The organism is Gemmatimonadaceae bacterium (genome assembly GCA_016720905.1).
In the GTDB taxonomy this organism is placed as follows: domain Bacteria; phylum Gemmatimonadota; class Gemmatimonadetes; order Gemmatimonadales; family Gemmatimonadaceae; genus Gemmatimonas.
On the sequence record JADKJT010000001.1, the window covers coordinates 1 to 26,340 of the forward strand.

Here is a 26,340-nt window from a genome sequence, read left to right on the forward strand (position 1 = left end):
GCCGACGGTCGACTGTTGGCACTGCTTGCGGATGGGATGGGCGGATATCGCGGGGGTGCCTACGCCAGTCGCCGAACCACGGAAGTGGTCTCCCAACGACTGGCGGCCGGCGATTCCGTTGAATCAGCGATTCGCGCGGCGAATGACGCCATTGTGGAAGAAGCGCGCGTTCCGGAACGCGCCGGAATGGGGGACAACGTTGGTTGGCGTGATCGTCGATCGCGAGAGCTACCGTGTTCAACGTTGGCGACTCGCGAGCCTACCATATCACAGTGGACGGCGCCGAACAGGTTACCGAAGATCACTCGTTTGTCGCGGAAGCGGCGAAGCACGGACAAGCAGACGGCGTCGAGGCGGCTCGATCACGATGGAAGAATGCGCTGACACGCTCAGTAGGTAACGAAGGTCCACTGGAAGTTGACGTGTTTGGCCCTTTCACGACAGAAGAACCGCATGTCGTCGTACTCTGCAGTGATGGGGTGTACAAAGGCACACCGGATCACGTGATCTCGAGCGTGGTGCGGGCCGTTCCTGATGTGACCACTGCGGCACAAACGCTCATCGATGTGGCATTTCGACGCGGCAGCGACGACAATATGTCGGCCGTGCTGCTGGAGTTTGGCAGTCTGCCGAGGTCGACCGAGATCACGTTGCCCGTGCCGTTGATGGACGGAGGTGAGCAGATAGACGAGGACTTGTCCACGGTTCCTTCCATGCCATCTGTGGACACAAAAACGTTGAGTACCACCACGGTGACGCGCGACTGGCCCGCGAGTGCTACGCGAAAGAAACCTCAGTCTTCCAGACAACTGATTGCCATCGCAGTGTGCGCAGTTGGGTTGGCCGCGATGGCTGCCAGTTGGTGGTTCGGCCGGGATACCGACTACCAACCGCCGAACGCAAGCGCGATTGTGAAGAAGAAAGGATTGGATGCGGACACATCGCGGGATACGACGAAGTCGATGAACGGGGAGAATCAGGATACGGCGTCTCGGGATACCGCGACTCCGGATACAGCGACGTCGGGCTCGGCAGCGACTGTGCCGATGGCGGGCAACAGTCTTTCTCCGTCGCGCGGGTCGCAGACAAGAATGGATACAAAGGCTGCGGTTGAAACGCCGAAGCCACCAGCTGGAAAAGCCCCGCCTCTCAAAAAGTGAATCGCATCAGCGCATCGCAGTTCCTTCCATTTCCCCAGTGATGCACAGCACGCATGGATAACTAAACTCGTACGTGTAGCACTTGCGGACAGTCCATTCCTGAGGGCACGGCGGCATGCCAGACATGCGCGGCGTCTCAGACCGCAACCCTCGCGCCGCTGGCTTGGCCAGGCGAGGGCTCACGCAACCTTGTGTTCCCAGGCGAACCTGCGGCAGCGCCACCGCCTGCCGAGTCTCCGACGGTTCTGACTTGGGGTCAGGATCGCACACCGGTAGTCACGACTGGTGAATTCGAGTGGCACATTGAGCTGGCCTTCTTCGCGCAACCAGCCGTCGCCTCCAGTCCCGCGCGTCGAACCTATTGTCATTCCCCCGCCAAGACAAACGCCGCCGCCAAGACAAACGCCGCCGCCAATTCCACCGTCGCCACCTCCAACGCCACGCGTAGAATTCGATCGTGAAACTCGGGTGGTCGCCCCTGATCCGGTCGTTCAACAACCCAAACGTCCGCCCCCAATTCCGAACCCGCCACCCATTGACCGACCGGCGGCGCCACCCAATCGTCCTCGTTCGGTCCCGCCACCACTTCCGCGCGATCGCCAATTGCCGCGCGATCGACCGCCGTCCCTCCCCGCCACCGCAATCACGCGCAGCGATGGAGCGCTCGGCCGATTATCATCGTCCGTACGGAAGTGTCGGGCGCGGCCTCTCCTGGATGATTGGGCTTACAATGCTGCTTTTTTGGATGCCATTGCTTGGCCCGTTCCTCGCCGGCATTGTTGGAGGTCGCAAGTCAGGCGGGGTAATGAACGCCATCATGGCGGCAATGCTTCCGTCTATGCTGCTCGCACTTTTGTTGGTGAACATGGCCGGTCTGCTTTCTGGTATCCCTCTCCTTGGGTCGTTTGCCACGGCTCACCGCACTGGTCGTCGCCTTCGCTGGTTTTACGCCGCTTATTGTCGGTGCGATTCTTGGCGGCGTTCTCGCCGCCGGGAGAAGAGACGTCTGGCGTTGCTATGGTTGTCGTCCTTGGACTCAGCGCATTGATCGGGTTTCGCATCTTTACCCAGATCTCGGGCGACGCGAACACCGTCGCGCGGTGGCTATCCTAGCAATCCCACGCGAGTGAGCGATCCGAATGCAGACGCGGTTGGTGAACATGACCGACCGATAGAACGTGACGCGCCGCTGTCATTTACATTCTTCGGTGCGACCGTCCTACGCCGAGGTAGTGCGAATGATCCGCAGAAGCCGATATTTACGGCGGGCAAGCCTCTGGCTCTCCTTGCCTTTCTCGCCTGCTCGCCCGGCAATGGCGCGAGCCGTGAACAACTGATCGACCTGCTCTGGTCGGATGTAGAACCAGAGGCGGCGCGTCATACACTTCGACAAACGCTGTGGTATGTCCGTCGGAAACTGGGAGTGATCCATTCTCAGGCACGGGTGATTTGGTTCGCCTGACCGCGCGAATCCCTTCGGACCTCATCGCGTTCCTTCGCGCTCTCGACGATGACCAACCCGAAGCCGCTCTACAACACTATGCGGGGGACTTCTTTCCCGACTTTGCTTCCCCGGGCGGCGCAGCGTTCAAGCATTGGGCTGACATGGAGCGTTCACGACTCCGTGCGATGTTTGTGGGCGCGGCAACACGTGTGGTACGCGATCGCCTGGGGAAGGGTCGCGCGCGCGATGCGATCCTTGTTGCTCGGAGAGCGCACGAGCTTGCCCCTCGCCATCAAGCGGCGTGGCGGTTGCTCCTCGAGTCGCATGTAGCTGCAAGCGACGCGGTGGGTGCGGCGATCGAACTGGAACGGCTTGAACGGTGGTTGGCCGATGAGGAGCTGGAGCCCGATCCGGCGACTACGCAGGTCATCAAGTCGGTTCGTGCCGGGCGATCGATTCCGGCGAGCCTCCTTCTCTTGGCGAAGTGGAGTCCGGCAGCCCCTACGCCGAACTCGTCGGCCGCGAAGCAGAGTTCGCCGACCTGCTCACCGCCTTCGACGCCACCAAACGCGGCCAATCGCGCCACGTCCACATCGCCGCGCCCGCCGGCCTCGGAAAAACGCGACTCCTCGACGGCTTCGCCGCACGTCTGCGCTCAACGCGCGTGCGCGTCATCACGGTGCGCGCCACACCCGCCGAACGCTCGCTCCCATACGCCTTCGCCGCGCAGTTGGTCTCGGCGATGGTGCAGTTGCGCGGCGCGTCCGCGGTGTCTCCCGACACCGCGCGTACGCTCGTGGCCCTTGCCCCGACTTCGTCCAGCTATCTGAACGCGGAACCCGACCGCAGCACGGGCGACGAGGCGTTGCGCCGGCGATCGTTGGCCATCACGGAACTGGTCACCACCATCGCGCACGACGCACCGTTAGTGCTGTTGGTGGACGACGTACACTGGATGGACATGCAGTCGCGCACCCTGCTGGCGTCGCTCGCCACGCGCTTAGGCACCTCACCGGTGCTGCTGGTGACCACAGGCCGTTCGGCCGACCGGTTCAGCGAGAGCACCCCCGCTGCCCATCGGCTCTCGCTCAACCCGCTCACCGTGGAAGACGTGGGCGGACTGGTCATGAGCCTGGGCCAACTGCCTGCTGAACCATGGAGTGAAGCGTTTGTCAGCGGCCTCCATGAGACCAGCGCAGGCTCGCCACTGCTGGTGCTGGAAACACTGCAACTGGTGATGGAACTCGATCAGTTGCGCTTGAGCGATCACCTGTGGTCCACCCCCGACGCCGGCGCGCTCAGCGCGACACTGGGCGCGGGCCGCGCCATGCAGCGACGGCTGACGGCGTTGCCGCCGGCCGCGCGCGACGCCTTGCTGAGGCTGGCCGTGGCAGGCACCGCCGTCGATGAGCAGACACTCCCACAGCTGCTGTCACAAGATGGACGTGAGTCGTTGATTCTCCTGGAAACTCGCGGACTGGTAACCCGGGTTGACGATGTGGTGCGGGTGGCGCACGATGAAATCGCTGCACTCGCCATTGATATGGCCAGCGATTCGGACCGCATGCGCGCCAATGAAGTCATGGCGTCGCACCTCGAACGGATTGCGCGCAACGACGTATCGCTGTTGTTGCGCGCCGCCTGGCACCGGGCACGGTGCGCCGATACGACGGCACTGGACAACACGTTTGCGCGTGCGGTGCGAAGCGCACATCTGAGTGGCGAACACGCGGCCATTCGGGCGCTTGGACAGGAAGTGCTTGGCACCGACGCCGTAGCCCACGATGTGGATCGACTCGTGCGTCGCCTGCCGTGGCGCATGAGAACTCGGCGACGCTGGATGACCGGTGCGGTGCTGACGGCCGCCATCGGCGTGATGGCGTTTTCCCTGTGGCGCACCGTGGCCGTTCCAGGCGACGATATCACGGCGGTGATGATCGCCACCGATGCCGACGGGTCGGCGTTCTACACCCTGACGATTCCTCGCGGAGACCTGTCCAAGAGTGACCCCATTGAATTGACAGCCACGGGCGAGGCCTTCCCGATTTCCGTCCTCGATTCCGTCTCGATCATGGGCAAACTGCCCAGCGGCGCGTTTGTGGGTTCGTCCATGCTGGACAACGACCAACGAGACGCCCTCGACCTGGTTCAGGTCTCAATCGCCGGTAAAGTGGAACGGTTGCTGGCGTTGCGTAACGATCAGGACTCGCCGATACCATCACCGGATGGACGCCTGGTGGCGTTCACCAGCGGCCATTGGCATCCTGATCAGCGCTCGGATATCGGGGTTTATGAACCGTCAACCGCGCTCATCCGCAATCTCACCGACTCTTCTGATGCCAGCGAGTACAGTCCAGTCTGGAGCGCGAATGGGTCCCGCATTGCGTTCGTGCGCAGTCACGCCAGCGAACGGGCGGCGCAAGTGTGCTGGGTGGCGATTGACAAGTCGAGTGCCCCGTGCCGGGAGCTTGGCGGCGGCTACAACCCTATTCGCATCATCGCCTGGCGCTCAGACAGGTCGGTGCTGGTGGTTGCCGAACGACGACCCGGCAATACGCCGATGCTGCTGGACGTCGACATGGAGGGTGGCGCGCCGAAGGCCATCGATTCATCGGCTACGCGGTACGTCGCCGATCCGACGGGTCGGGTGGTTCACTGCCTGTGCAGCGTGGAAGGCCTGAGTGGCAAGGTGTTGGCGGTGTTCAGCCCGAACACCCCGGCCATCAAGCGTGTGGTGCGTCGGAACGGTCGACCAATTCGCTCGTACTATGCACCGTACGTACACTGGCAGAAGCCCAGCCGCGACCTGGCGTCAATTGCCATCGTCGGTCCGTCGCAGTCGTTTGTGGGCCAACGTATCCAGCTTGGCATCAGCGGGATCGATTCCACGGGGAACGAACGCGAGGTATCGTCGCCCGTATGGAAGTCGCTTGATACATCTACGGCCGTCATCGATGGGCTGGGCGTCGCGTCCATTCGCACCTTGGGCGTGGCGATGTTTCAGGCGTCAGCAGGCCGCATCATGTCGCCCGTGTTCTCAACCACCGCGCGTGCGCCTGAATTGCATGCGGAGTTTACCGAACACTGGACATCCCCGCTGAACGCACATTGGATCGACTATGGCACGCCGCCTCCGCGCGTCATCGCTCAGGGGGCACGCCGGTCGCTCTTCCTGAATGGTGATGGATATCTCACCAGCGGCGTAATCAGTCAGCGCACGATTGACGCATCCACCGGCGCCGGGGTTCGCGTGTGGTTTCGCGCGCCGATCAGGATTGCGCAGTGGCAGGCGCTTACCCTAACGCTCGATGCCGTCGCGTCGAACTCGGCGCTGGCCGAGTGGCGCGAGCGCAGCCGCATCGATGGGGCCCTGCCGTCATCGTGGAATGCATTCAGCGCCAATCGAGGATGCTGCGCTTCGCGCCCCACGTGCAGAGTTTGGCGAGAATCTTTCGCTGCTGAAATTGAACGCCTCTGCCGAGGACGTGCCGATTTCGGTCACGCCCCCACGCATCACCGACGGGCTTCCACACTCCATCGTGCTGCAGATACTGGGCGACGGGCGCTGTGGACTCGCCATCGACGACCAGGTCGTCGCGATTTCACCGAACGCCCTCAAAACTGATCGACCGCTTCGCGTGCAGCTCGACGGTCAGTCGGTGGGCACCGCCATTCTGGTGGACTCGCTGGAAGCGTGGAGTGGCATTCGCACATCTATCGATTGGAGCGGAGCGGCCTCGGCGGCAGGCCCAGTCAAGGGTGGGGTACCCCGCCGTTGAGAGCATTTGATCACGTCACGTGACGCAACTGTCGGCACCATTGTCTGATATACCAAATTGACACTTTCGTTTATCATGATAAACGAAAGCAATGACGCATCTGATCGGCGAGAATCGACTGCTCGTCTCAACAGCATTGCCTCATAATGGAAATGTGATTACTTTATATTTCTAAAGTGTACAACTACAAAGCGCATCCTCACCAGTGGGAGGGCCTGTGGCGGTTACGAACGAGAACCCGTTTCGCATCAGCGGCACCGTTCACGGACAGTTTTTCACGGATCGGGACGCCGAGCTGGCGAGAATCCGTGCCGCCTTGCTCGAACCGAGCCACAAGCTGTTGCTGTACGGACCTCGCCGAATCGGGAAGACGTCGACGCTCGCCAATGCCGTGGCCGCGATAAACAAGGGCAAAGGGTTCGCCTTCATGGCTGACTTGTCCACGGTCACGACGATAACAGACATGGCCAATAAGGTGATGACGGGGGCCTCCGTCATACTCGGCCGATCGGCGACCCGCTGGATTCGAGATCTCGCCGGGAAGCTGCAATTCGCCATCAAGATGACGCCCGATCCGATAACCGGCGCCATGGTGCCGAGCTTGGACGTGACGGCGCGTGACGCGGCGCGAGAGGACCAGCAGCGAGCCCTTGAGGGCGTGCTGGACAGCCTCGATGGTCTTGCCGCGCAACGAGGCGTCACGCTGGGCCTCGTCTTCGATGAGTTTCAGGAGATTGGACGACTCGGTGGAGAAAACGTCGAGTGGCATCTGCGGGGTGTCATGCAACGCCATCAGCATCTCAGCTATGTCGCGGCCGGATCAAAGCCAAGCCTGCTCAAGGCGATGGTTGGCAAGGGTCGGGCGTTCTACCAGCTTTTCACGCCGCTGCACTTTCGTCCGATAGAACGCCATCATTTGTCGGACTGGATTGACTCGCGAATGGACAGTTGTGGATTGGTTCCCATGGGAGCGGGGGCGACCTGTGTTGCCTGGGCTGGTCCGCGAACGCGGGACATCGTGCGCCTGGCGCGAAAATGCGTAGACCGCGCGCCAACCGGTAGCCACGTAGGAACAGATTCGGTCTTGGCCGCCTTTCTCGAAATTATTGATGAAGATGCAGATTTCTTTCAAACCAGTTGGGCGTCCCTCACCTCGCAGCAACAAAACCTGCTACGGGCAGTCGCCGGCGCCGAACAGGGACTCACCACGAAGGACGTGCGCGGGCGATTCGGCCTCGACGCCAGCGGGACCGTCACGAATGCGTTAACCGCGTTTGTCGGCCAGGATCGACTGGTGCGCACGGCATACGGCTCGACGTACGCGTTTGACAATCCGTATGAACGCGGGTGGGTGATCACGCGAACCTTGGCGGACATCGGCATGGTGCAGACGCCGACATTCATTGCGTCGCCAACCAGTGAATACGACGAGCCGTAGGGATGATGGCGCGAGTGTCGCGCACGCAGGGTACTCACGTCGAAAGCTGCTCGAACGCATGATTGCCGCGCAGTCGAACGGTCCGCGTAAGCGTGGAGCGGGATTCGCACGTCAATCGATTGGGGCGAGGCGGCATCTGCGGCAGGCCCAATCAAGGCTGGGGTACCATGCCGTTGAGTGCTGGGGAACCGAGATGGGTCACGCGGTGATTCCTCCACCGGTTCACCGCTACCGCCGCAACGCCACGGCCTCCACCACCCGCATCACGTCGCCCACCCGCGGATGCCGCCCGCACCACACGATGCGCTCGCCGCCCACATCGTTGAGCGCACTGGCCGCGTCGCCCACGGCCAACGCCTTTGCCACCACCAGCACCAACGGCACATCACCTGCCGCGCGCACTTTTGCGACCTTGGCCGTGAGGTACTCCGGCGTCCAGAATCCCACCAGTTCCACGGCGGCTTCCCGCCCGTCATCGTGTCGCAGCGTGAAGTCCGGTAGAAACACCGCACCACCCGCCGAGAGCGGCGAACGCTCACGCGACAACGTCCATCCAGACGACGTCGCCCACGACGACGCACGAAAGTCGCGGACGAAACGTCGCTCCCACGCCGAGTCGTAGCGCTCGCGGCGCGGTTCCCCGCCAACCGGTGCCGCGTGCGCGCCCGCTCGTGCGCGCCCCCGCAATTGCAGCGTGCACGGGTGTCCATCGCGCAACACGTTGGCGTCCACCCGCCAGCCGGGAGAACGGGCCAGCACCGGCAACACGCGCGCGAAGCGCACACCGTACCGCGCGGGGCGCACGAGAAATGCCGCGGCCGGTCCGGTGAGCACCAGTCGATAGCGCTTCCCCTCCCGGACGAGTTCGTGCATCAACCCCGCGGCCTTCACTGCGCGAAACACATCCCGCCATCCACCGCGAGTGTGCAGGACAACGCGCGTCGCGTCGCGCAGGACACCGCGTGCGAGCTCAAGATTGTAGCGCGCCAACAGGGCGCGACCGTCACCTTCCGGCACGCGACGCAAGCGTCGCGCGCCCGGTCGATCGTCGTACAGTGTACGCTGCAACGTGTCGGGGGCGATACCCAAGTTGGCCGCAGCGTCGGCATACGGAACCAGCGTGTCACCCGACACCGGCGGCCACAGCGCGCCGCGCGCCGCGAAGACCTGCCGACGGGCGTCTTCAAGCTGCGCGGCTCCTGGTGGCGCATCAAAATCACACCACTCAATCAGTGCCCGCGAAATCCCGGCCAACCGCGAGGCATCGCGCACACGTCGCTCCTGACGTCGGAGCGCCTCCGTCACCGTCTCAAGTGATCGCCCCTCCAGTCGCCGCACCAGCCGCAGCATGCGATCGAGAAACGGCACAATCCGCCCCCGCGGATCGGCGAGATAGTGTACGCGCAGCACGTCCCCATTCGCCTGCACGAATGGATCCACCTGCGCGCGGGTCAGCACGGCGGTGTCACAGTCCGAACCCAAGCTGCGAGTCGGCCACCTTGCGCACGGCGGCACCCCGCTTCTGCGATGCAAAGAACTCCCACGTGCCGGCGGCAACGAGTTCGAACAACGAGGCAACCTGATCGCCCTGTCGGCGCAACAACCGCCCGAGTCGTTGGGTATGCTGGCGGGCCCCGCCGCGCGTCGAATCGCCCAGTACAATGCCAAGCTTGGCGTTGGGCACATCCCAGCCCTCGTCAAGCACCTTCACCGAGGCTACGGCGCGCAGCGTGCCCTCGCGCATGGCGCCGAGGATGGCATGACGCTCGGAGGCCGGCGTGGAGGCACTGATGAGTGGGATCGCGAGCCGTCGCGACAGTTCCATGGCCACGTCGGTCCCCCCGCAGAACAGCACCGCCTGTTCATTGGGGAACAGGCGCAGCACGCGGGCACTCTCGTCGAACTTGGACTCGGCCATGCGCACAATGCGTTCGCGTTCACGAAAGGCACGCAGGGCGCGACGCGCATCCGGCGATCGACGCGCGCTGGCAGCGAACAGCTTCCAGGCGTCCTCCGGCAACTCGGCTCGTGCTCGCCATTGGGAACGCTCTGCATATCCCTCGAACCGCTCGGATTCGGCGTCATACCGGGCGCGTTCAGATGGCGTGAGATCGACATACCGGCGCTCGATGGCAAATCGGGCGAGTTCGGCGTCGGTCATCTCGCCAATCGTACGACGATAGACCACCGGCCCGAGTGCGCGCACCAGCCAACTGTCGTGACCGTCGGGATAGGTCGCGGTCAGGCCAAGCCGATGCGGCGCGGGCGCGATGATCAACGCGTCCAGTCGCGTGCGTGCCTCGCCCGTGGCACGGTCGGCCAGATGGTGCACCTCATCACACACCAGCAGCGCAAATCGCGCCCCATGACGCTCGAGGAGGGTGAAGGCGGAGTTGTACGTCGTGACCGTGAGTGCGCGCACTTCCTTCTCATCACCGTAAAACGCGCCCACGTGCTCGGCGCCAAACGCATCGGCCAGTTGGGTGAACCATTGCGACACAAGCGCCCGCGTGGGGACGATGATGCAGGCGTTCATGCCCGTACGGTGGATCGCCAGCAGCGCCACAAGCGTCTTGCCGGCGCCGGTGGGCAACACCACCGTGCCTCGTTGACCAGCCGCCATCCAACGCGACACCGCCTCCTGTTGGGCCTCGCGCGGTGTCCGTGGGTCGAGCAGCGGAGCCTCGAACACGCCAGACGCCGCCGACGCCTCGCGGATGTCGCGCGCCATCGCCCACTCGCGCAGTTCCGGATACCGGGCCCCAGCCGCCACCAGCGCGTCGAGTCGCGGGTCCTGCTGCATCCAGTCCGGCGCTTCGGCGGCAGGGACACCGCGAAGGATTGCGAGGCCGGCGCGAAAGGCGATGGAAGGCGGGACATGGGGCGGGAGCATGGTGAGAGTTACCCGGCGAGCCTCCCGGCGGCCACTGTCTCCGACTGGGATCATGCCCGCGGCTTCATGCCCAGCGCGACTCGTTGGATTCCCAGATCGCGTCGAGTCCACCAGCCAGCACTGGGTCGAGAAATGACCTCGCGGCCTGTTCCACCGCCTCAAGGGTTGGCCACGCGAGCCGGTCGTCACGCGCCATCGCTGCGTACGGAATCGCCCACGACACGGGAGGCTCCGGAAGCCTCGAGGGGAATGGATGCGTGTTTCGGAAGGCAAACGTCAACTCCAGTGCTGCGCGAAGACGTTGCGCCTCGAGACGCTGTATCGTGCCAAGAAGCGCGATATCCGGCAAATCCTTCACGCGCGAATTCGTGCGTGAACGTGGCATGGTGTACGCGTGGAGTTTTTCCGCGATATGTGTTTCGATCGGGTACAGACGAAGGGTTGGGGGCGCGATGCCAGCGAATGCCAGCGTGTCGTCGGCTTCCACGGTGTCCGGCTCGCCAAAGATCGGATCGCCAAACGCGACGTCAACGCCGAAACGCTGGCCATACAGTTTTCCCGCGATCTGGCACTCGACACGAAATCGCACGCCTTCGTATGGCATGCCCTCGTTCTGAATGAGATCGGCACCTTCGTCTGCGGCGACCTCGAAACGCATAAAGTCCCGCAGATCTCGGCGCCCGGCCTTCTGCAGCGCGGTCAGCACGCCACTCGCGGGCCCGGTCATTCTGAAATCAACGTCTTTCGTGGTGCGGGCGCGCTGCAACCTGAGTTCCAGCGCCAGCCCACCCTTGAGTATCGCGGCGTCACCAAACTCTTCCACCACGCGGCCCCCACAGCCGCTCAGGCGCTGCTTGAATGCCTCAGGTGATGCGTACGCGCGAACACTCATGTCGCCAACCCTCCGAACGGCGCAAGTGCCACATCAACGTCAGCCAACTCGGCTTTCGTCACGATGCCGCGCCGCAGCGCCTGCCGCGCCGCGTCACGCAACACGTCCGGCGACGTGCCCGCGCGCGCGCATTCGTTCATGGCACGGGCCGCACCGCTGATCGGTACCGCTCCGTACCACGTGCGCTCTTCCGCCACCAGATCCGCGAAGTGCAGCACGATACCCTGTGGCACTCTCAATCGCCGAGCGCGCCACGCCACGGGCAACGTGAGGTGCACAACGGCAGGCAGGATATCGGAGAGCCCGTGAAGCGCGAGTGCGGTCTGATGTGAAACGACACCGGCACGTTCGGACCAGAGCCATGCCCGCACCAGACTTTCATTGTCGCCCGCAGGGAAATGGACGAGACGATACAGGCCACGCCGAAGGCGGATAATGCGTCCCGCCCCGAGATGGTGGGCCAGGAGTTGGGGCGAATACCCCGCCGCCGCTGCCTGTGCCGTGGTGAAATTCCCCTCCTGCGCCGCTGCAATTTCAAAGAGGCGATCCCAGTTGGGCTGCGGCTCGTCGTGTTCGTCCATACACGAACATTAAGTATTCCTTTAGTTTCGCGCAATCCGAAACTCTCTGAATTCGCGGAGGGGAGCGCGGCTCCCCTGCCCGCGTCACCGCGCAGGCCGTGCCAGGGCAATCGGTGCACTGATCGGTACGTCCACCCCCGCCACCCACTCCTGTTCGTCACGCGCAAGCTCCTTGCATCCATCAGGAACCGGCACCTGCGCGGGTGCGACGACGCGCCCACCCGCGCGCACCACCCGCGGTGCGTCCGCCAGCAATGCCGCGTGCGCAAAATCGACCGCCAGACCATCTAGCGATGCGTTGGCGAGCGGCAGCGACGAGACATTGCCGATGACGAGCTGATCGAACCGCGTGTCCGCACCAACGACACTCGGCGCATTCACGACGATGCATTGTGCGCCGGTGGCGTCTTCGATGGCGCCGGCCGCCGCACCGTATGTCCCGCACAGTAGTGCACGCGCGCCGGGATCGCCAAGCGCAAGCAATGCGGCAACGCGCACGGGGTCGACGGATGCCGCTTGCGCGACCGGCAGAGCCGCGCCGCCCTCACCGGTCAGCCACGCCACACCATCCCGCACCGCATACTCGGCCCCGCACACCGAGCATCCCAATGTCGCCTCAATCAGCCGGTCACCGTCACGACGAATAGCCACAGTGACCAGCGGAGATGATGCGTGCGCCGCCGGACAGCGGAGCAGCGCAATCGTCTCAATGCGCACGCGCCTACGCCCCGGAGGTCACACCGCGAAGCAGTAGAACAGCCCCGCCCCGCCACTGCCCCGCAGGTTCTCCTGGCTGCACCCGCGCGACGGATGCGCGTTGTTCCACGACGTGGGGTTGGTGCCACCACCCTGACGATCATGATGGCCCAATGACGCCGCGCCGGCCGCGTTACTGGTCCAGTTGCGGCAGGTGCTGTCGGTGGTATCCGACGACACGCGGCCATCGAGCCCCGCACCCGTCATGATGTCGTGCGTGTTGGGCGTGTCGCCGCGACCGTTCACCACCGCGCCCTTCTCGGTGAGACTGTTCTCTTTCGACAACTTGTTGTTGTCGCTGTGCAGGTCGTCCACGCTGGTGGCCACCACCACGCCCTTCGCATTCACCCATGGACCCTTGCCAATGCGGTCACGCGCGTTGACCGCCTTGAGTGGACCCACAGCCTGCTGGCTCAAGTACGCGTGCCACGTCTTGCCGGTTACACCCGCCGCTTCAGCGAGGCGTTTGCAGTGCGCGTCAGCTCCGGCCAGTCCACCAAGATTGGCGCCATCACCGATGCCGACGCTGGTGATGAAGAAGCTCAGAGTGGCGGGCTGGTTTGCAGGGGACGCGGCCAGTGATGACAATGCGGTGACAAGGATCAGGCGGAACATGGAGCCTCCAGGGAATGGGTTGCTGTAGTCTAAGACGGGAGACTGGAGACGGGAGACGGGAGACGTCCAGTCGGCGGGATGTCTCCCGTCTGCCGTCTCCAGTCTCCCGTCTTCACCACTACGACCTCGAAATCCTCACCTCATCCACATTCACATGTGCCGGACGCGTGACCGCCCAGACCACCGCGTCCGCCACATCGGAGGGGCGCAGCATGTTCGCGCGCTTCGGAAATCCGGGGCTGTTGTCAGGATCGATCGCGTCCCAGATGGGCGTATCGGTTGCCGTTGGCGACACCAAGGTGCTGCGCACACCGGTGCCCGTGAGTTCCTGGCGCAGCACCTCCTGCATGGCGCGCTGGCCGTGCTTGCTGGCGGCATAGGCGCCGTTGCCGGCGAACACGGTGCGATCGGCCACCGAGCCGATGGTGACCACATGCCCAGTGCCATGGGCTTTCATGTCAGGCAGCAGCGCGCGCAACAAGTAGAACGGTGCCACCAGGTTTACACGCACCGCATGCTCGAACTCGGCAGGGTTCATCACGTCCAACGCCGCCAACGGGAACAGCCCCGCATTGTTCACCAGAATGTCTGGTGCCGCACCGGCGGCACGCAGCGCATCGCACACGGCCGCTACGGCGTTCGCGTCCGTGACATCGCACGGCACCACCTGCGCGCGCTCACCGATGGCCGCCGCGACTTCACGCAGCGTGTCGGCACCGCGCGCCACCAGCGTGACCTGGGCCCCCGCGCCCGCCAACGCTTCGGCGATGGCGCGCCCAATGCCGCGCGAGGCGCCTGTCACCAACGCGTGGCGACCGGCCAGCACGCTCAGAACGCCTCCGACCGGCTGTGCGCGAGCCCCAGAAACTCGCTGCGCGTTTTTGCGTCGTCGCGGAACAGCCCGCGCAACGACGACGTGATGGTGCGCGAGCTCTGCTTCTCCACGCCGCGCATCATCATGCACAAATGCACGGCATCGATGACCACGCCCACTCCCTTGGGCTGCAACACCTCTTCCAGCGCGTTGGCAATCTGCTCGCCCAGCCGTTCCTGCACCTGCAGCCGGCGCGCGAACACTTCCACCACCCGCGGCAACTTGGACAGCCCGACAATCCTGCCGTTGGGGATATAGGCAATGTGCACGCGTCCGAAAAACGGCAGCATGTGATGCTCGCACATCGAGTACATCTCGATATCGCGCACCATCACCATGTTTTCGTGCGACTCCTCGAACAGCGCGTCCCCAATCACTTCCCTGGGATCGAGCTCGTAGCCGCGCGTAAGCCAGCTCAGTGACTTCGCCACACGGCTGGGGGTCTTGAGCAGCCCGTCACGCGTGGGATCCTCACCAATCAGTTCGATCTGACGACGGATGATGTCCTCGAACTCGGTCATCCGCGCATCGTTGATGACGAGGTCGTCGGAGTCGACCGTGGACAGCGCTGCCGACCCGACGCCGGCGGGAATGGCACGCATCGAACGTTTCACGGGCGTATTAATCGCCTTCATATTCGGCATAGTTCTGATCGGTTTCCCAGAGACGCAAGCGCACGAGTTGCGCTGGCGCCACCGCAGGGGCTATCACCCGCCACATGGCGACCACAATATTCTCGGTGGTCGGAATGATCCCGTGCGTGTACTCAACGTCGATATTGAAATTGCGGTGATCGGTTTTCTCAATCACTTCCCGATCGACGATATCGCGCAAATACCCCAGGTCGATGACGTAACCGGTGCGCTCGTCAATCGATCCCTTGACCGCCACTTCCAACCGGTAATTGTGACCGTGCCAATTGGGATTGTTGCACTTGCCGAAGAGGCGGGCGTTCTCCTCGTCGGACAGCGCTGGATTGTGCACGCGGTGCGCGGCGTTGAAGCGCAGGACGCGGGTGACGGTGACGAGAGGCATAGGGAAGGATAGAACCGGTTTGGCGGACGGTTGGTTCCCTTTAAGACTGGAGACGGGAGAGGGAAGACGGGAGAGGGTCGGGGGGACGGGCTCCCGGAAGACTCGGGACTTGGGGCGCCGACTCGGGGCTGGGCGTTGGAACCGACGGCGAAGGGCGTACAGCATCCAGGTGAACTCCCGGAGTTCGGAGTGCCACCTCACAATCGACGTGGCAGGCAAGATCCCGACGCCGCGCAGAAACGCCAGATGGCTCTTGGACTCGGCCACCGAGGCCAGCGCATGGCCGATGTACCGAACGAATTGCGGGTCACTATTCTCTCCCGAGCCCTCGGCGATATTCGCGGGAATGGAGGCAATCGATCGCTCCAACTGCTCCAGCGTGGAAACCCGATCGCGAAACGGAACGCGCCGCACCGCGCGGTGACCTTGGCGCGTCGGCTAAGCGCTGTGGTTGTGTCCGGTCTTATCCACAAAGCCCGCCCTCACCCCCCCGCCCAAACATTCCCGTCCCAGTCCAGTCTCCCGTCTTATTAATGCAAAACCCCGCTTTCGCGGAGGCTCAGCATGTCGGAACGAAGAGGCGATCTTGAAGCCCAAAGAATACTGATGAAGCCCTCACCGCGCTTTCGCCTTCCCCGCACTGGGGCATGACGTTCACACAGTCTGTTGGACCTCTTCTAAGGACTTATCGGCTCAAGAAGTAATTCTCTCCGCCCCGAACACCAACCACACGATTATCTTACTCTTCGTGTAACACCAGACGCAATTGGTACTTTACCCTTCGTACCGAGATCCCGATATGGATCGCTACATCATTGCCGCACTTGTCATGCTCATCGTCTGGGCCGGTGTGACGTTCACCACCGAAGCACCGGGCGCGATTCATCTGCTGTTGACGGGCGGAGTCTTTCTGCTTATTTGGCGGATCGTCGCGCGCGGCACCCCAGCAAGCGGAACTAGTGGGAAAACGACGTGCCAGTAACCGACTAGACGGTAGACACCCAGCAAGCGGGACGTCTCCCGTCTCCATTCTCCCGTCTCCCGTCTTTCTTTTCAGATCTCCCAGTTCGACAACACCATCCCACTCCCCGGCGCCACTTCGCTCCAGCCGTACGCGCTCATCCGCAAATCCGTCCACCGCACGCGCGCGCCGAGTCCCACCAGCATGCGGTAGGCGTCGGGATAGTCGCCCTGCAATCGTATGGCGATGCGACGCGTGCCCACGCGACGGGCAAGGTCGGCCAGCGTTCCCACCAGCTTGGGCAAGTCGGTGCGACGTTCCAGCACCAGCTTGAGCACGCGCAGTTCGTCGCGCGTGCGCCCTTCCACCAGCGGCACCGTGTGGTACACGGCAAATCCCGTTGGCGCGGTGGCCGTTCCCAGCAGCACCGTGTCGCCCAGCGACATGCGGTCGGTCAGTTCCAGTTCTCGGGTGAAGTCGTAGCCCGGCATTACGCGTGAGGTGAGCAGTCGACACTGTTCAAGCGCGGTTTCCTTCTCCAGTCCGGCAAGGCGCGACAGTAGCAACGGCGTGTGATCGCCCAGTGCCGCGTCAAGCGTCAGCGTGACCGTCAGATGCGACGGCAGGAATCCCAACGCCGAGTAGAAGCCGATGTTGTCCATCGTGCGCGGCATCGTTTCCAACCCGATGACTTTGGCGCCTTCGCGACGCAGCAGGCTCATCCCGCTTTCCACGATGATCTTGCCCAGCCCCATCCCCTGCTGGTCGGGGCGCACGCACAGCGGCCCCATCCAACCTTCGGTTCCCGAGCGATGCACAATGTTGAAGGCCGCAATCTTGCCGCGTTCATCGCGCCAGCAGAGTGCGCCGTCACCGGCGTCGACGATGGCGTACCGCCAGATGGATGGATGGAGCGCCGGTACCCGTACGCCGGTCAGGCCATCGCGCCGATAGCGCTCCGTGAACGCTTCGGTGAACACCTCGTTCAGTCCGTCGATGTCATCAACGGTCGCCACCAAGGGGCAATCCATCGGGCGGGCGTTGCGGAACGATCGCGTCGTCAGCGTCGAGATCGAGCACCGCGTCAGCTGGTGTCGCCGTCCGCTAGTGACCGTCGCACCGGGCGTGACCGTACTGGCGCCGCGCTCCTCGTCGAAGCGCACCACCAGCACGCGATCCAGTCCTTCGCGGACCTGCTCGATATGCGTGATCACAATGACCTGTTCGAAACGATCGTTCAACCGACGCAGCATCTCGATGACGTTGCCCCGACGCGTGTCATCCAGCGACCCGAACACTTCATCGAGAATCAACAACGAGAACGCCTGCCCCGCCCGTTCCGCAATCATCTGCGAGATGGCCAGTCGCAACACGAGATTGCACAAATCCTCTTCGCCACCGGAAATAACCGGCTTGGGCAGTCCGTCCTCGAGCACAACGAGGGTGTAGTCCTCGTCGAACTCCAGTGCATTGTAGCGCCCGTCGGTGAGATCGGCGAGAAATCGGCTGGCAATGTCAGACAGCTCGGGGCGCAACTGGAAGTTGAGATCGGTTCGCAGGTCGGTCAGCGCGCGGTCCAGCTCGTCATGCATCCGCTTTTCGCGCTCCAGTTCCTCAAGTTTCTCCTGCAATCGCGCCAACTCACGACGGCCACGTTCGGCCGCTTCCATCTCGGCCCGCGCCCGATCGGCGTCGGCCAGCGCCGCCACCGACTCCAACTCGGCGCGGCGCGCTTCCACAGCCGCCCTCTCGTGTGCATCGCGCACGGCCGCGAATTCGGCGTCCGAGTGTCCGCGCTTCCTCGTTGCGCATCGAGCGCAACCACTCGCTGGCGCGCGACTTCCAGCGCGGACCCCACCCGCAGCCGCTCCGCTCGCGTGGCGCTTTCGCGCTCCACCAGCCCGCCCAGCCGCGCCGCGCGCGTCTCGACATCGGCCAGACGCGCCACCGAGGCGCGCAACACGCCATGCTGCCCGGCATCGTAACCCATGGGCAGCGACGCGAGCGCCAGACGTGTCTCCTCCAGTCGCGCCGACAACGCCGTGCGCTGCTCACGCAACGCGGCCAGCTCGGTGATCGCCGAGTGGATGCGAGTCAACCGGCGCTCACCGGCCGCCACTTCCAGCTGCGCCGCGCGGCGTTGTTCATCCAGCGCATCGATCGCCTCGGGGGCCTTGCTCAGCTGATCGACGCGCTGTCGATAGTAGTTACCGTCAATGCGCACCGTCTCGACCTGCTCCGACAGCAGGTCGAGCACCGTGCGGTAGGACGCGCCCAGTGGACGTCCACAGGTTGGGCACGGGCTTTCCTCGCCCAACCCTTCCAGGGTTTCGCGTTGCTGCACCAGCTCGCTGTACTGGGCGCGCAACGCCTCCAGCCGAGTCTCTGCTTCCTGCTTGTCGCGCACCCAGATGGTGCGTTCGTGCTCAAGCGTCTGTTCTGCTGTCAGCAACGTCGCGCGTGCCGCACTCAGTTGCTGGCTTGTTTCCACTTCCAGCGCCGGCGCCGACTCCAGCTTGCCGCCCCGTTCGTTGAGGCGTGCTTCTTCCTCCGCCGACCCTCTTAACCGCTCTAACAGCGCCTGTCGTCGCGCTTCGGCCGCGGCCAGTCCGTCCTGCACGGCCAACTGCGCGCGCAAATCAGCCATCGGCTGCATCTCGGCCACCAACGGCGCCAATTCACTCTGCGCCGTCGCAATCGCCGCCATGTCGCGATCCAACCGCTCGACATCTCGGGCCAACGCCAGCGCCTCGTTCTCGGCGACGCGCATTTCCCCCAGCATCTGTTGCGCGCGCTCACGTTCGGCCTGCGCACCGGCCCACTGCGGAGCGACCGCGGTCAGCCGTTCGGCGGTTGCCGCCCGCGCCACTTCCGATTCTGCCGCCCGCGTGCGCGCGACTGCCACACGCGCCTCCGCCTCCGCCAGCATGCGCCACACCGCGTCAGCATCGGGCATGCCCTGCTTGAGCCCATTCGTTTCGGCCAACAGCGCACGGCGACGTTCGCGCACCAACTCCTGTGCGCCGCTCAGGCGATCATACCCGAGTACGCGCGACAGAAAGCGGGCACGATCGGACGGGCCGAGTGTGGCCATGACATCCAGTTCTTTCTGACCCGTGAAATAGGTGTGAAAGAACTCCGACCGCGTCATGCCCAACCGGCGCTGCAGCAGTTCGGTGACGCCAGTGATCGTGCTCGCAATGGGCGAGTCGCCCCCATCCAGAAAACACTCGGCGGTGGTCAGTCCGCGCAGCACGCGATAGCGATGACCCGCCAGCGAGAAGTCCAGTTCCACGCGCACGGGCGCGCGCGAATCCGCTCGCGAATTCCGAATGCCGTCGCGCGTACCGCGGGCGGCCGAATTGCCGTACAACGCCCAGGCAATCGCTTCCAGGAGTGTCGACTTTCCCGATCCGTTTGGCCCGATAATCCCGGTAAGCCCGTCATCAAACGTGATGGTGGTGTCGACGTGTTGCCGGAAATTCTGCAGTCGCAGGGAGTGCAGGCGCATCAGTTGTCCGCGATGGGCAGCGCCGCAGTGGCCGCGTCTTCAGCCTGCTGCAGATAGCGAAGCCCAAGCGTCACCAGTGGTTCGCGCTCGATGCCGGGAGGCAGCACACGCTCCTGCAACCGCTCGGCGAGAATTTCGGGGAGCGTGGCGCGGCGTCCGGGCGCCCCTTCACCCGTGCGACGCCGGACCAGCGGTTCGGGGCGACGGGTATCGAGATGGAAATTCATGGCGCGCCTGCGGTATTCACGGAGCGACACATGATCGAGCTCGCGCACGACGTGACGCGGCACGTTGCGGATGCTGGCCCGTACCACGCGCTCATCGATGCCACCGGGCGCCGAGTCGACGCGTATGCGCAGCGCGGCATCCACTTCGGCGGCGCCCATCCCCGAGGCGTCGATGGGCTCAAGGTCCAGCAGCGGACGTGACGGCGTCACGGGGTGAAAGCGGTGCGCGCCGTTGACGAGGTTGTGCTCGATGAATCCCTTGCCGGGAACGCCCTGCTCGCGTTCCTCGCGCAATTCTCCCCACGGATTCGTACTGGTGTAGTCGATCGAGCCGCTGTAGTACGCGCGTGGCGCGACTTCGCGGTACACATGGTAGTGGCCGAGGGCGACGTAGCTCCAGGCGTCAGCGTGCAGCTCAGTCACGGGGATCTCGATCGCCGCACGATCCACCGGCGCGGCCGACGCCGGCAGCATGCCGGCGATTTCGCCGTGCATCACGAGGACACTGTGCTTGAATCCCTCGGGCGGTGTCAGCGGCGGACGATCGATTCCCGGCACGTCCGGCACGGCGAGGACAGCCAGGGCGCGCGAGGGAAACGTGAACAGTTCGGCCTTCGCGTCGGCCACATGGACGCCGATTTCGCGAAACAGCCGCAGGATGCACCCCGTTTCCGTGGTGCGCGGCGCGTCGTGATTGCCGGCCACCATGACGATGGGTGTTTCCGGCAAGGCGTCACGCAACGCCGAAAACGCGCGGAACGCGTGGAGAATGGCGGGATTGGAAGGCCGCACCGAGTGGAAGACATCGCCGCCCACCACAATGAGCTCTGGTGCCAGGGCGATAATCTGCGCCACGGCACGCTGCACGGTTCCCGCGACGTCCGCCTCGCGCTGATTGATCCCCGAGGGGGTCAGTCGCTGATACTGGCGGAACCCGAGATGGAGGTCGGAGAGGTGCACAAGGCGCATAGGGGGAATGGGGGCCCCGTCCCCGTCTTAAAGCACGTCCTGCCGCTGCACCGGCGCACTCACCCTGACCCGTTGCCGAATCCTCAGGTCCAGCATCACCGGCGCGGCGGCCGAGCCGGGGCCCGACGACACCTCTGACTGCACGTCCATCACCGTGCGCGCGTCGACAATCCAGGCCCGTTGCCGGTCGACCACCAACACGCCGTGCATGGTCCCCGCCGTGATCACGCGGGTGCCGGCCGGCAAGTCGCGCGACGTGCCATCGCGATGGAGAGAGCCTTCCATGGAAATCCATGCGTCGCGCCCGCCGCGCGTGAGCGAATCGAAGCGGAACCGCGCGCGCACGATACCGTCGGCACGGTAGCCGCTGACGGGGAGTGACGGCAGCACGATATCGCGTTCCCACCGATCACCGACACGAACCGTTTCCGCTGGCAGCATCCCCGGCATGGCGGCCAAAGTGGCACCCAGCTCCATCGCGCCCGGCGGCGGATCATTGACGCGCATCGCGCCATCGGGCGTCACGCGCACGCGCACCTGACGTCCGTCCATCGGCAGCGGCAGCAACTGCGGTTGTCGCGTGGCCGATGGCGTGCCAGCGCCCATGGCCATGGAGTCCGTGGTGGCCAATAGTGTGGTGACCGACAGGTCACTGGCTTCCACCAAGGAGTGTGCGTACAGCAACAAGCGCGTGATGCGCGTGCTGGCGCGCGCGCGGCGCGGTCCGTAGTCCGGCAACGGGGTGCGTGTTGGACGACTGGACACCTCGATGGTCTGCTCCATCTGCAACCACAGGGTGTCGCCAACCCGCGGGCGGACAATCAGCGACACACCGGCAGGCACGGATTCCGAGCGCCCCGCCGCAGTCTGGGCGTGCGCGTTGGAAAACGCCGACACCGCCAGCGTGCCGACGACCACGACCGCCCGCGTGCCGCGCGAACCCTTCACTGCCACGATGTACCTCGCTGCCCTCTATCCACCGTATTCATCCGGAGCGAATCCGCGCAATGTCCGTGGCTTCGGCGCGATGGCTTCCGCGTCGATGGCGCCGGGACGGGCGCGTCGCTGCAACTCGCGTGTAAATGTTGACTTGACGTCATCAGGACGCCGGCGCAGCACCGCGTTGCGCGCTGCCAGCACCTCGGGCTCTTCATACAGCAGAATCGCCTGCTGCACCCATCCCAGATCGATACCACGGTCGAGGCGCCGAAGATCCCGCGCCACGGCCGATGCCAACGACGGCTCGGGGGCCTGCGGAAAACGTTCCACGCCTTCCCGCCCCGTCATCACGGCCGGACGGGGAAAGCGCACAAACACCGGTTGGGCAAAGTGCGGATGTCGCACCATCAACTGACCCTTGTCGAGCGTGGCCAGACGCGCCTTCACAGCGGGAGAGAGGACCTGATACCCGGGAGTGGCCAATTCGTCCGCGTCCATTCGACCGTACATCGTGGTCCCCGCATTGCCCACCACCCGCCGGTGCACCTGCGAGCGGAATTGCTGTGCCCCAAACAGCACCAGACCCAGGTAGCGACCGCGTTCGGAGATGTCGAGCAGCATCTTCCGCACATAGGTGTCGGGCCCATCGCTCGGCGCGTACTTGTTGAGCTCGTCCACGAACACAATCACGTGGTCGACGCCCAGATCCCGTCGTTCCAGGTGCTCGCGCAGTTTCGAGACGACGCGCGCAAACACAAGGTCCTGCGCGTCTTCCTCGACGTTGGCAACATCGACCACGTACACGGCCCGATCATCAAAGGTCCCGAATGGCAGGTCGGACACGGCGCCATCATCGGTCACCAGTCCGGCGCAGCGCGTCGACAGGTTGGACAGGCGATTGCGCACTTTGCGGATCGTGGCCGCGTGATGCGTGCGCCACGTGTCGCCATTGGAATCCTCCACCTTGCGCAACACCTCCCGGAACCAGGCATCCAAATCGGCGAACGACTGCACGCGATGCGTGCGCGCAAAACCGGGCTCCTCGAAATCGCGACCGACGACCCGTTCCCGGATGAAGTCGATCAAGGCGTCCGCTTTCGCATCGACGTCGTCCTTGTTGAGCAACACCTCGGCGAATTGCAGCACTTCGCCAAGCCCCCAGGTGAGCGGATGCACGTCGTCGGCCAGCGACGGATGTGATCGCAGCGTGTTGAGCGCGAAGCCGCGCGCCGTATACGGGGCATAGTAGCGCACATCTTTGAACGGTTCGGCCGGCACCTGTAACAGGTCGTACAATTCGCGGTCGGCGTCGTCCAGTTTGCCGGGTTGATCGAGAAAGCAGAGATCGGGCCCCTTCACGTTGAAGCACACGGCCGCCACGCTGCCGCGCTGCGCGGGGAAATGCGCAAAGATGCTCTGCAGCAAAAACTCGATGGCGCTGGTCTTGGTGGCCAGACCGGAGACACCGCTGATGTTCAGATGCGCGGCTTCCGGACCCACCAGAAAGTCGGCATCCACGTAGATGGGCGAGAGCATGCCGCCGGCGCGATACACGCCGACGGGGATGGCCGTGCGCGACTCGGCACGCAGATAGCCATCCATGCGCAACGCCACGGCAACATCGGCATCCTCGGCAAGAAACACCTCACCCAGCGGAACCGGTTGCAGCGGCTCTTCGGGGATATGGCGCAGCACGTGCGCCGTATACAGGCGAATCTCCGTGCGCTCGGTGGCGGCCCGCAGACCGCCGGACGGCGATCCATCGTGGCCCAGCACATCGTGCAACGGCGACTGCAAATCGGAGTAGCTGAAGCCCTCCATCACCACGCCATACACGCGCGGCACATGCGCGCCCACGGTTACCGGGCTTTCCACGCGCACAATCGTCCCGATGCCAATAGGCGCGTCGACCGCCGTCCAGAAATGAAATTCGTGCGGCGTGTTCGGCTTGCGCTCCGTCGCCACCACGCGACCAATCACGTCGCCGCGCGGCGACTCCTGTCCATCGTCAACGGTCATGTTGGTCGGTCGCCTGCAAGAGAAGTCGTCATCAGCCAATCAGGGCCTTCAGGTACTGCTCGCACCCATACACGCCATACGTGAGAGTGTCCCAACGCGGATCGGGGAGTGCGATCGGCCCGCGCTCGGCGAGGATCCATCCGCTCACTTCGTCCGCACGCCGGGTGAGTATGCGTACGGCCGCCGGTTCCGGATGATCGCGTGCCACATCGGCCGCATGAAAGAGGGAAAGGGGCGGCGCGAGTTCCACCCGAACCAACCCGTGCAGCGGATCGCCGTCGTCCGAGGCGTGGACGCGCAGGTACCAACTGGCCACGCCGCGGCGACCGCGATGCTGGACCAGAAACAGTGGACTGCGTTCGCCAACGGCGAGACCGAGCGTTGCCCGCACGGCCGCCACGTCCCCGTACAGCGTGTTGTGCGACTTCACGACACCAAATGCCGGGGACGCGGCATCAACGGCGAGGTTGCCGGAGATCCCGCCATCAATCCACAGCCATCGCTGCTCGGTGCGGCACCATTCTGCCGCCAGCCGGCGCTCCAGTGTTTCTCGTTCCTGGGCCACGACGTCAAGCGCGCGCGCCCGAACGGCCAGCGGATGCAATGGCAGTTCGTCACGCCCGGATTCGGACACATCAATCGGATCGACGTTCGTTGCCAGCAGGGCGGCCCAGTGCGATTCGCCCAGATGCGTCCGCGAGGCCAGGACCAGATGACGCACGCGGGGCACGTCCCACGTGACCATGCGCCGGTCGATTCGCTGGCGAATGACCGCCGCGACGGTTGCGAAGAGGATAGGCGAGCCATCGAGATGCCCCAGAATCCGGCTCCGTTGGATGCCGTCCAGAAATGCGTCCACCCCAACAGCCGCCGCCACGTTGGCAACCCGCGCGCCGAATTCCTCCAGCATCGCGCAACTGGCCACTGCCGGTGGATCCCCGGCCATGGCAAATCGCTCCAGCGGCGCGGCGGAGCCCGCCGAGTCAATGGCCCGACTGCCCACCAACGGACGCAAGGCCCGCAACGCGGCACGAAGGCCGCCGTCAGGCCATATTCCGCCTGTGGCGCGGGCCTCCAGACTCGGACCAGAGTCGGCAAGGGAAATTCGACCCTGAACCGGAGAAGCGACTCGTTCGTCTTGCACGGAGCGGACGCTAGCGCCCCAGCCCCGCCGGGACAACGTGGGTATGCGGATCGGGCATCGTGCCTGACTTCCTCGTCTTCACGCTCCGGCCGACCATCGAAACTGTTGACGTGCCATCACGATTCATGATTCCGATCCGCCCGCGCGTCGCGACCAGGCAGTGCGGTGCCTGGCGGCTGCTCCTCATGACGCTGGTGCTGACCACCGGTTGCGATCGCCTCAAGAACGCAACCAGCGGGGGCGCATCGTCACTCAGTGCCGATCCGACATGGCTGGCAGACAGTGCGTTACTGGCCGGAAAGCCCCGTATCCTGTTCCGCACGTACGTGCATGAACAGGGTCGCGGCATCGCGCCAATCGCTACCATCGGGGCCATCGGATTTCGTCAGGTGATGATGGGCGGGCGAGGCTGGAAGGCCTTCGACGTCAACTACCTCCGGGACGGTAAGACGCTCACCGCCCTTCGCGATGGACGCGCCATCGGCGTGGCGAAAAGCAGCCGCGGTATGTGGGAGTCGAGCGGACAACTCGACAGCATTCCGCGCTGCAATCTGATTCCCACTGGTCTCACCGACGCCCCACCGTCCGTCACGTTGGCGTTGTCCGGTTCACCCCTGCCCGTCAAGCCAGTCACGCCGTTGTCCGACGGCGAATTACAGGATGCCCTCGCCAAGGTGCCGACGCTGATTGCGCCGTCGGCCGGGATCCCCATCAGTCTGCTCGCGCGCTACAAGCGCGAGGTGCACGTGATGTCCACCGGCGTCAGTTCGCGACCCTCGATCCTGCTGATCTTCAACGATCCGGAACAGGTTCCGGATACGTTGCAGCCCACCGCGCAACGACCCCGGCAGTTGGTCGTGGTGCTCGACAAGGGCGTGTACGGCTACCGACCCTCGTATCGTTATGCGACGCTGGGCAACGCACTTTCCACGCCCCGCCTCACGTTTCTCGACATCCTGGACGTCGACGGCGACGGTCACGCCGAAATATTTTTCGGTTCCAAGTACCGGCACATCGACCGGATGCTGGATGCGACACACGCCATGCGTTTCGAGAACGACGCATGGCGTGAGATCTTCAAGGAGTCGATGCGCTGTCCGTAA

Annotated in this window: 20 protein-coding genes; 6 read left to right on the forward strand and 14 right to left on the reverse strand. The window is 64.3% G+C overall.

The window, feature by feature from the left end:
- Positions 1 to 233 precede the first annotated feature (233 nt).
- The 4 genes from IPP90_00005 (at position 234) to IPP90_00020 (ending at position 7,821) form a co-directional block, all read left to right on the forward strand.
- Complete coding sequence (locus IPP90_00005; protein ID MBL0169098.1) at positions 234 to 1,160, forward strand: serine/threonine-protein phosphatase; 927 nt, start codon at positions 234 to 236, stop codon at positions 1,158 to 1,160.
- 1,126 nt (positions 1,161 to 2,286) lie between these two features.
- Complete coding sequence (locus tag IPP90_00010) at positions 2,287 to 2,622, forward strand: winged helix-turn-helix domain-containing protein (protein ID MBL0169099.1); 336 nt, start codon at positions 2,287 to 2,289, stop codon at positions 2,620 to 2,622.
- Positions 2,623 to 3,088: 466 nt separating this feature from the next.
- The gene (locus IPP90_00015; protein MBL0169100.1) at positions 3,089 to 6,229 is read left to right on the forward strand and encodes an AAA family ATPase; all 3,141 of its coding nucleotides are present in this window, start codon (positions 3,089 to 3,091) and stop codon (positions 6,227 to 6,229) included.
- 371 nt (positions 6,230 to 6,600) lie between these two features.
- Positions 6,601 to 7,821: an ATP-binding protein gene (locus tag IPP90_00020; protein MBL0169101.1), complete on the forward strand. Its 1,221-nt coding sequence runs from the start codon at positions 6,601 to 6,603 to the stop codon at positions 7,819 to 7,821.
- Positions 7,822 to 8,049: 228 nt separating this feature from the next.
- Here the strand turns inward: IPP90_00020 and IPP90_00025 are convergent, their stop codons facing one another.
- From IPP90_00025 to IPP90_00065, 9 genes are all read right to left on the reverse strand, one after another.
- Positions 8,050 to 9,279: a DUF790 family protein gene (locus IPP90_00025; GenBank protein MBL0169102.1), complete on the reverse strand. Its 1,230-nt coding sequence runs from the start codon at positions 9,277 to 9,279 to the stop codon at positions 8,050 to 8,052.
- 7 nt (positions 9,280 to 9,286) lie between these two features.
- The gene (locus IPP90_00030; GenBank protein ID MBL0169103.1) at positions 9,287 to 10,714 is read right to left on the reverse strand and encodes a DEAD/DEAH box helicase; all 1,428 of its coding nucleotides are present in this window, start codon (positions 10,712 to 10,714) and stop codon (positions 9,287 to 9,289) included.
- A gap of 64 nt (positions 10,715 to 10,778) precedes the next feature.
- A complete protein-coding gene (locus tag IPP90_00035; GenBank protein ID MBL0169104.1) occupies positions 10,779 to 11,606 on the reverse strand; it encodes a nucleotidyl transferase AbiEii/AbiGii toxin family protein in 828 nt (275 codons plus the stop codon).
- Positions 11,603 to 12,187: a type IV toxin-antitoxin system AbiEi family antitoxin domain-containing protein gene (locus IPP90_00040; protein ID MBL0169105.1), complete on the reverse strand. Its 585-nt coding sequence runs from the start codon at positions 12,185 to 12,187 to the stop codon at positions 11,603 to 11,605. Before IPP90_00040 ends, IPP90_00035 begins: the two co-directional genes overlap by 4 nt.
- Before the next feature lie 84 nt (positions 12,188 to 12,271).
- Positions 12,272 to 12,904 carry a hypothetical protein gene (locus IPP90_00045; GenBank protein MBL0169106.1) on the reverse strand — a complete coding sequence of 211 codons (633 nt, stop codon included), beginning with the start codon at positions 12,902 to 12,904 and terminating at the stop codon, positions 12,272 to 12,274.
- A gap of 18 nt (positions 12,905 to 12,922) precedes the next feature.
- A complete protein-coding gene (locus IPP90_00050) occupies positions 12,923 to 13,558 on the reverse strand; it encodes a hypothetical protein (protein ID MBL0169107.1) in 636 nt (211 codons plus the stop codon).
- 118 nt (positions 13,559 to 13,676) lie between these two features.
- Positions 13,677 to 14,384, reverse strand: coding sequence for an SDR family oxidoreductase (locus IPP90_00055; GenBank protein MBL0169108.1), 708 nt, complete (start codon positions 14,382 to 14,384; stop codon positions 13,677 to 13,679).
- Between the two features lie 2 nt (positions 14,385 to 14,386).
- Complete coding sequence (folE, locus tag IPP90_00060; GenBank protein ID MBL0169109.1) at positions 14,387 to 14,953, reverse strand: GTP cyclohydrolase I FolE; 567 nt, start codon at positions 14,951 to 14,953, stop codon at positions 14,387 to 14,389.
- 100 nt (positions 14,954 to 15,053) lie between these two features.
- Positions 15,054 to 15,881 carry a four helix bundle protein gene (locus tag IPP90_00065; GenBank protein ID MBL0169110.1) on the reverse strand — a complete coding sequence of 276 codons (828 nt, stop codon included), beginning with the start codon at positions 15,879 to 15,881 and terminating at the stop codon, positions 15,054 to 15,056.
- A gap of 385 nt (positions 15,882 to 16,266) precedes the next feature.
- Here IPP90_00065 and IPP90_00070 point away from each other — a divergent pair, with 385 nt between their 5' ends.
- Complete coding sequence (locus tag IPP90_00070) at positions 16,267 to 16,449, forward strand: hypothetical protein (protein ID MBL0169111.1); 183 nt, start codon at positions 16,267 to 16,269, stop codon at positions 16,447 to 16,449.
- Positions 16,450 to 16,520: 71 nt separating this feature from the next.
- On the opposite strand, the gene IPP90_00075 is transcribed toward IPP90_00070, so the two are convergent.
- The 5 genes from IPP90_00075 to IPP90_00095 form a co-directional block, all read right to left on the reverse strand.
- Entirely contained in the window at positions 16,521 to 18,167 is a 1,647-nt protein-coding gene (locus IPP90_00075; protein ID MBL0169112.1) for a GNAT family N-acetyltransferase, read from the reverse strand.
- A gap of 1,771 nt (positions 18,168 to 19,938) precedes the next feature.
- On the reverse strand, positions 19,939 to 21,135 hold the full coding sequence (locus tag IPP90_00080; GenBank protein ID MBL0169113.1) for a DNA repair exonuclease: 1,197 nt from the start codon (positions 21,133 to 21,135) through the stop codon (positions 19,939 to 19,941).
- 27 nt (positions 21,136 to 21,162) lie between these two features.
- Complete coding sequence (locus IPP90_00085; protein ID MBL0169114.1) at positions 21,163 to 22,083, reverse strand: hypothetical protein; 921 nt, start codon at positions 22,081 to 22,083, stop codon at positions 21,163 to 21,165.
- A gap of 24 nt (positions 22,084 to 22,107) precedes the next feature.
- A complete protein-coding gene (locus IPP90_00090) occupies positions 22,108 to 24,093 on the reverse strand; it encodes an ATP-binding protein (GenBank protein MBL0169115.1) in 1,986 nt (661 codons plus the stop codon).
- A gap of 31 nt (positions 24,094 to 24,124) precedes the next feature.
- Positions 24,125 to 25,237 carry a hypothetical protein gene (locus IPP90_00095; GenBank protein MBL0169116.1) on the reverse strand — a complete coding sequence of 371 codons (1,113 nt, stop codon included), beginning with the start codon at positions 25,235 to 25,237 and terminating at the stop codon, positions 24,125 to 24,127.
- 59 nt (positions 25,238 to 25,296) lie between these two features.
- Between IPP90_00095 and IPP90_00100 the strand changes: the two genes are divergently transcribed.
- Positions 25,297 to 26,340 (forward strand): hypothetical protein, encoded by a 1,044-nt coding sequence (locus IPP90_00100; GenBank protein MBL0169117.1) that lies wholly within the window; start codon positions 25,297 to 25,299, stop codon positions 26,338 to 26,340.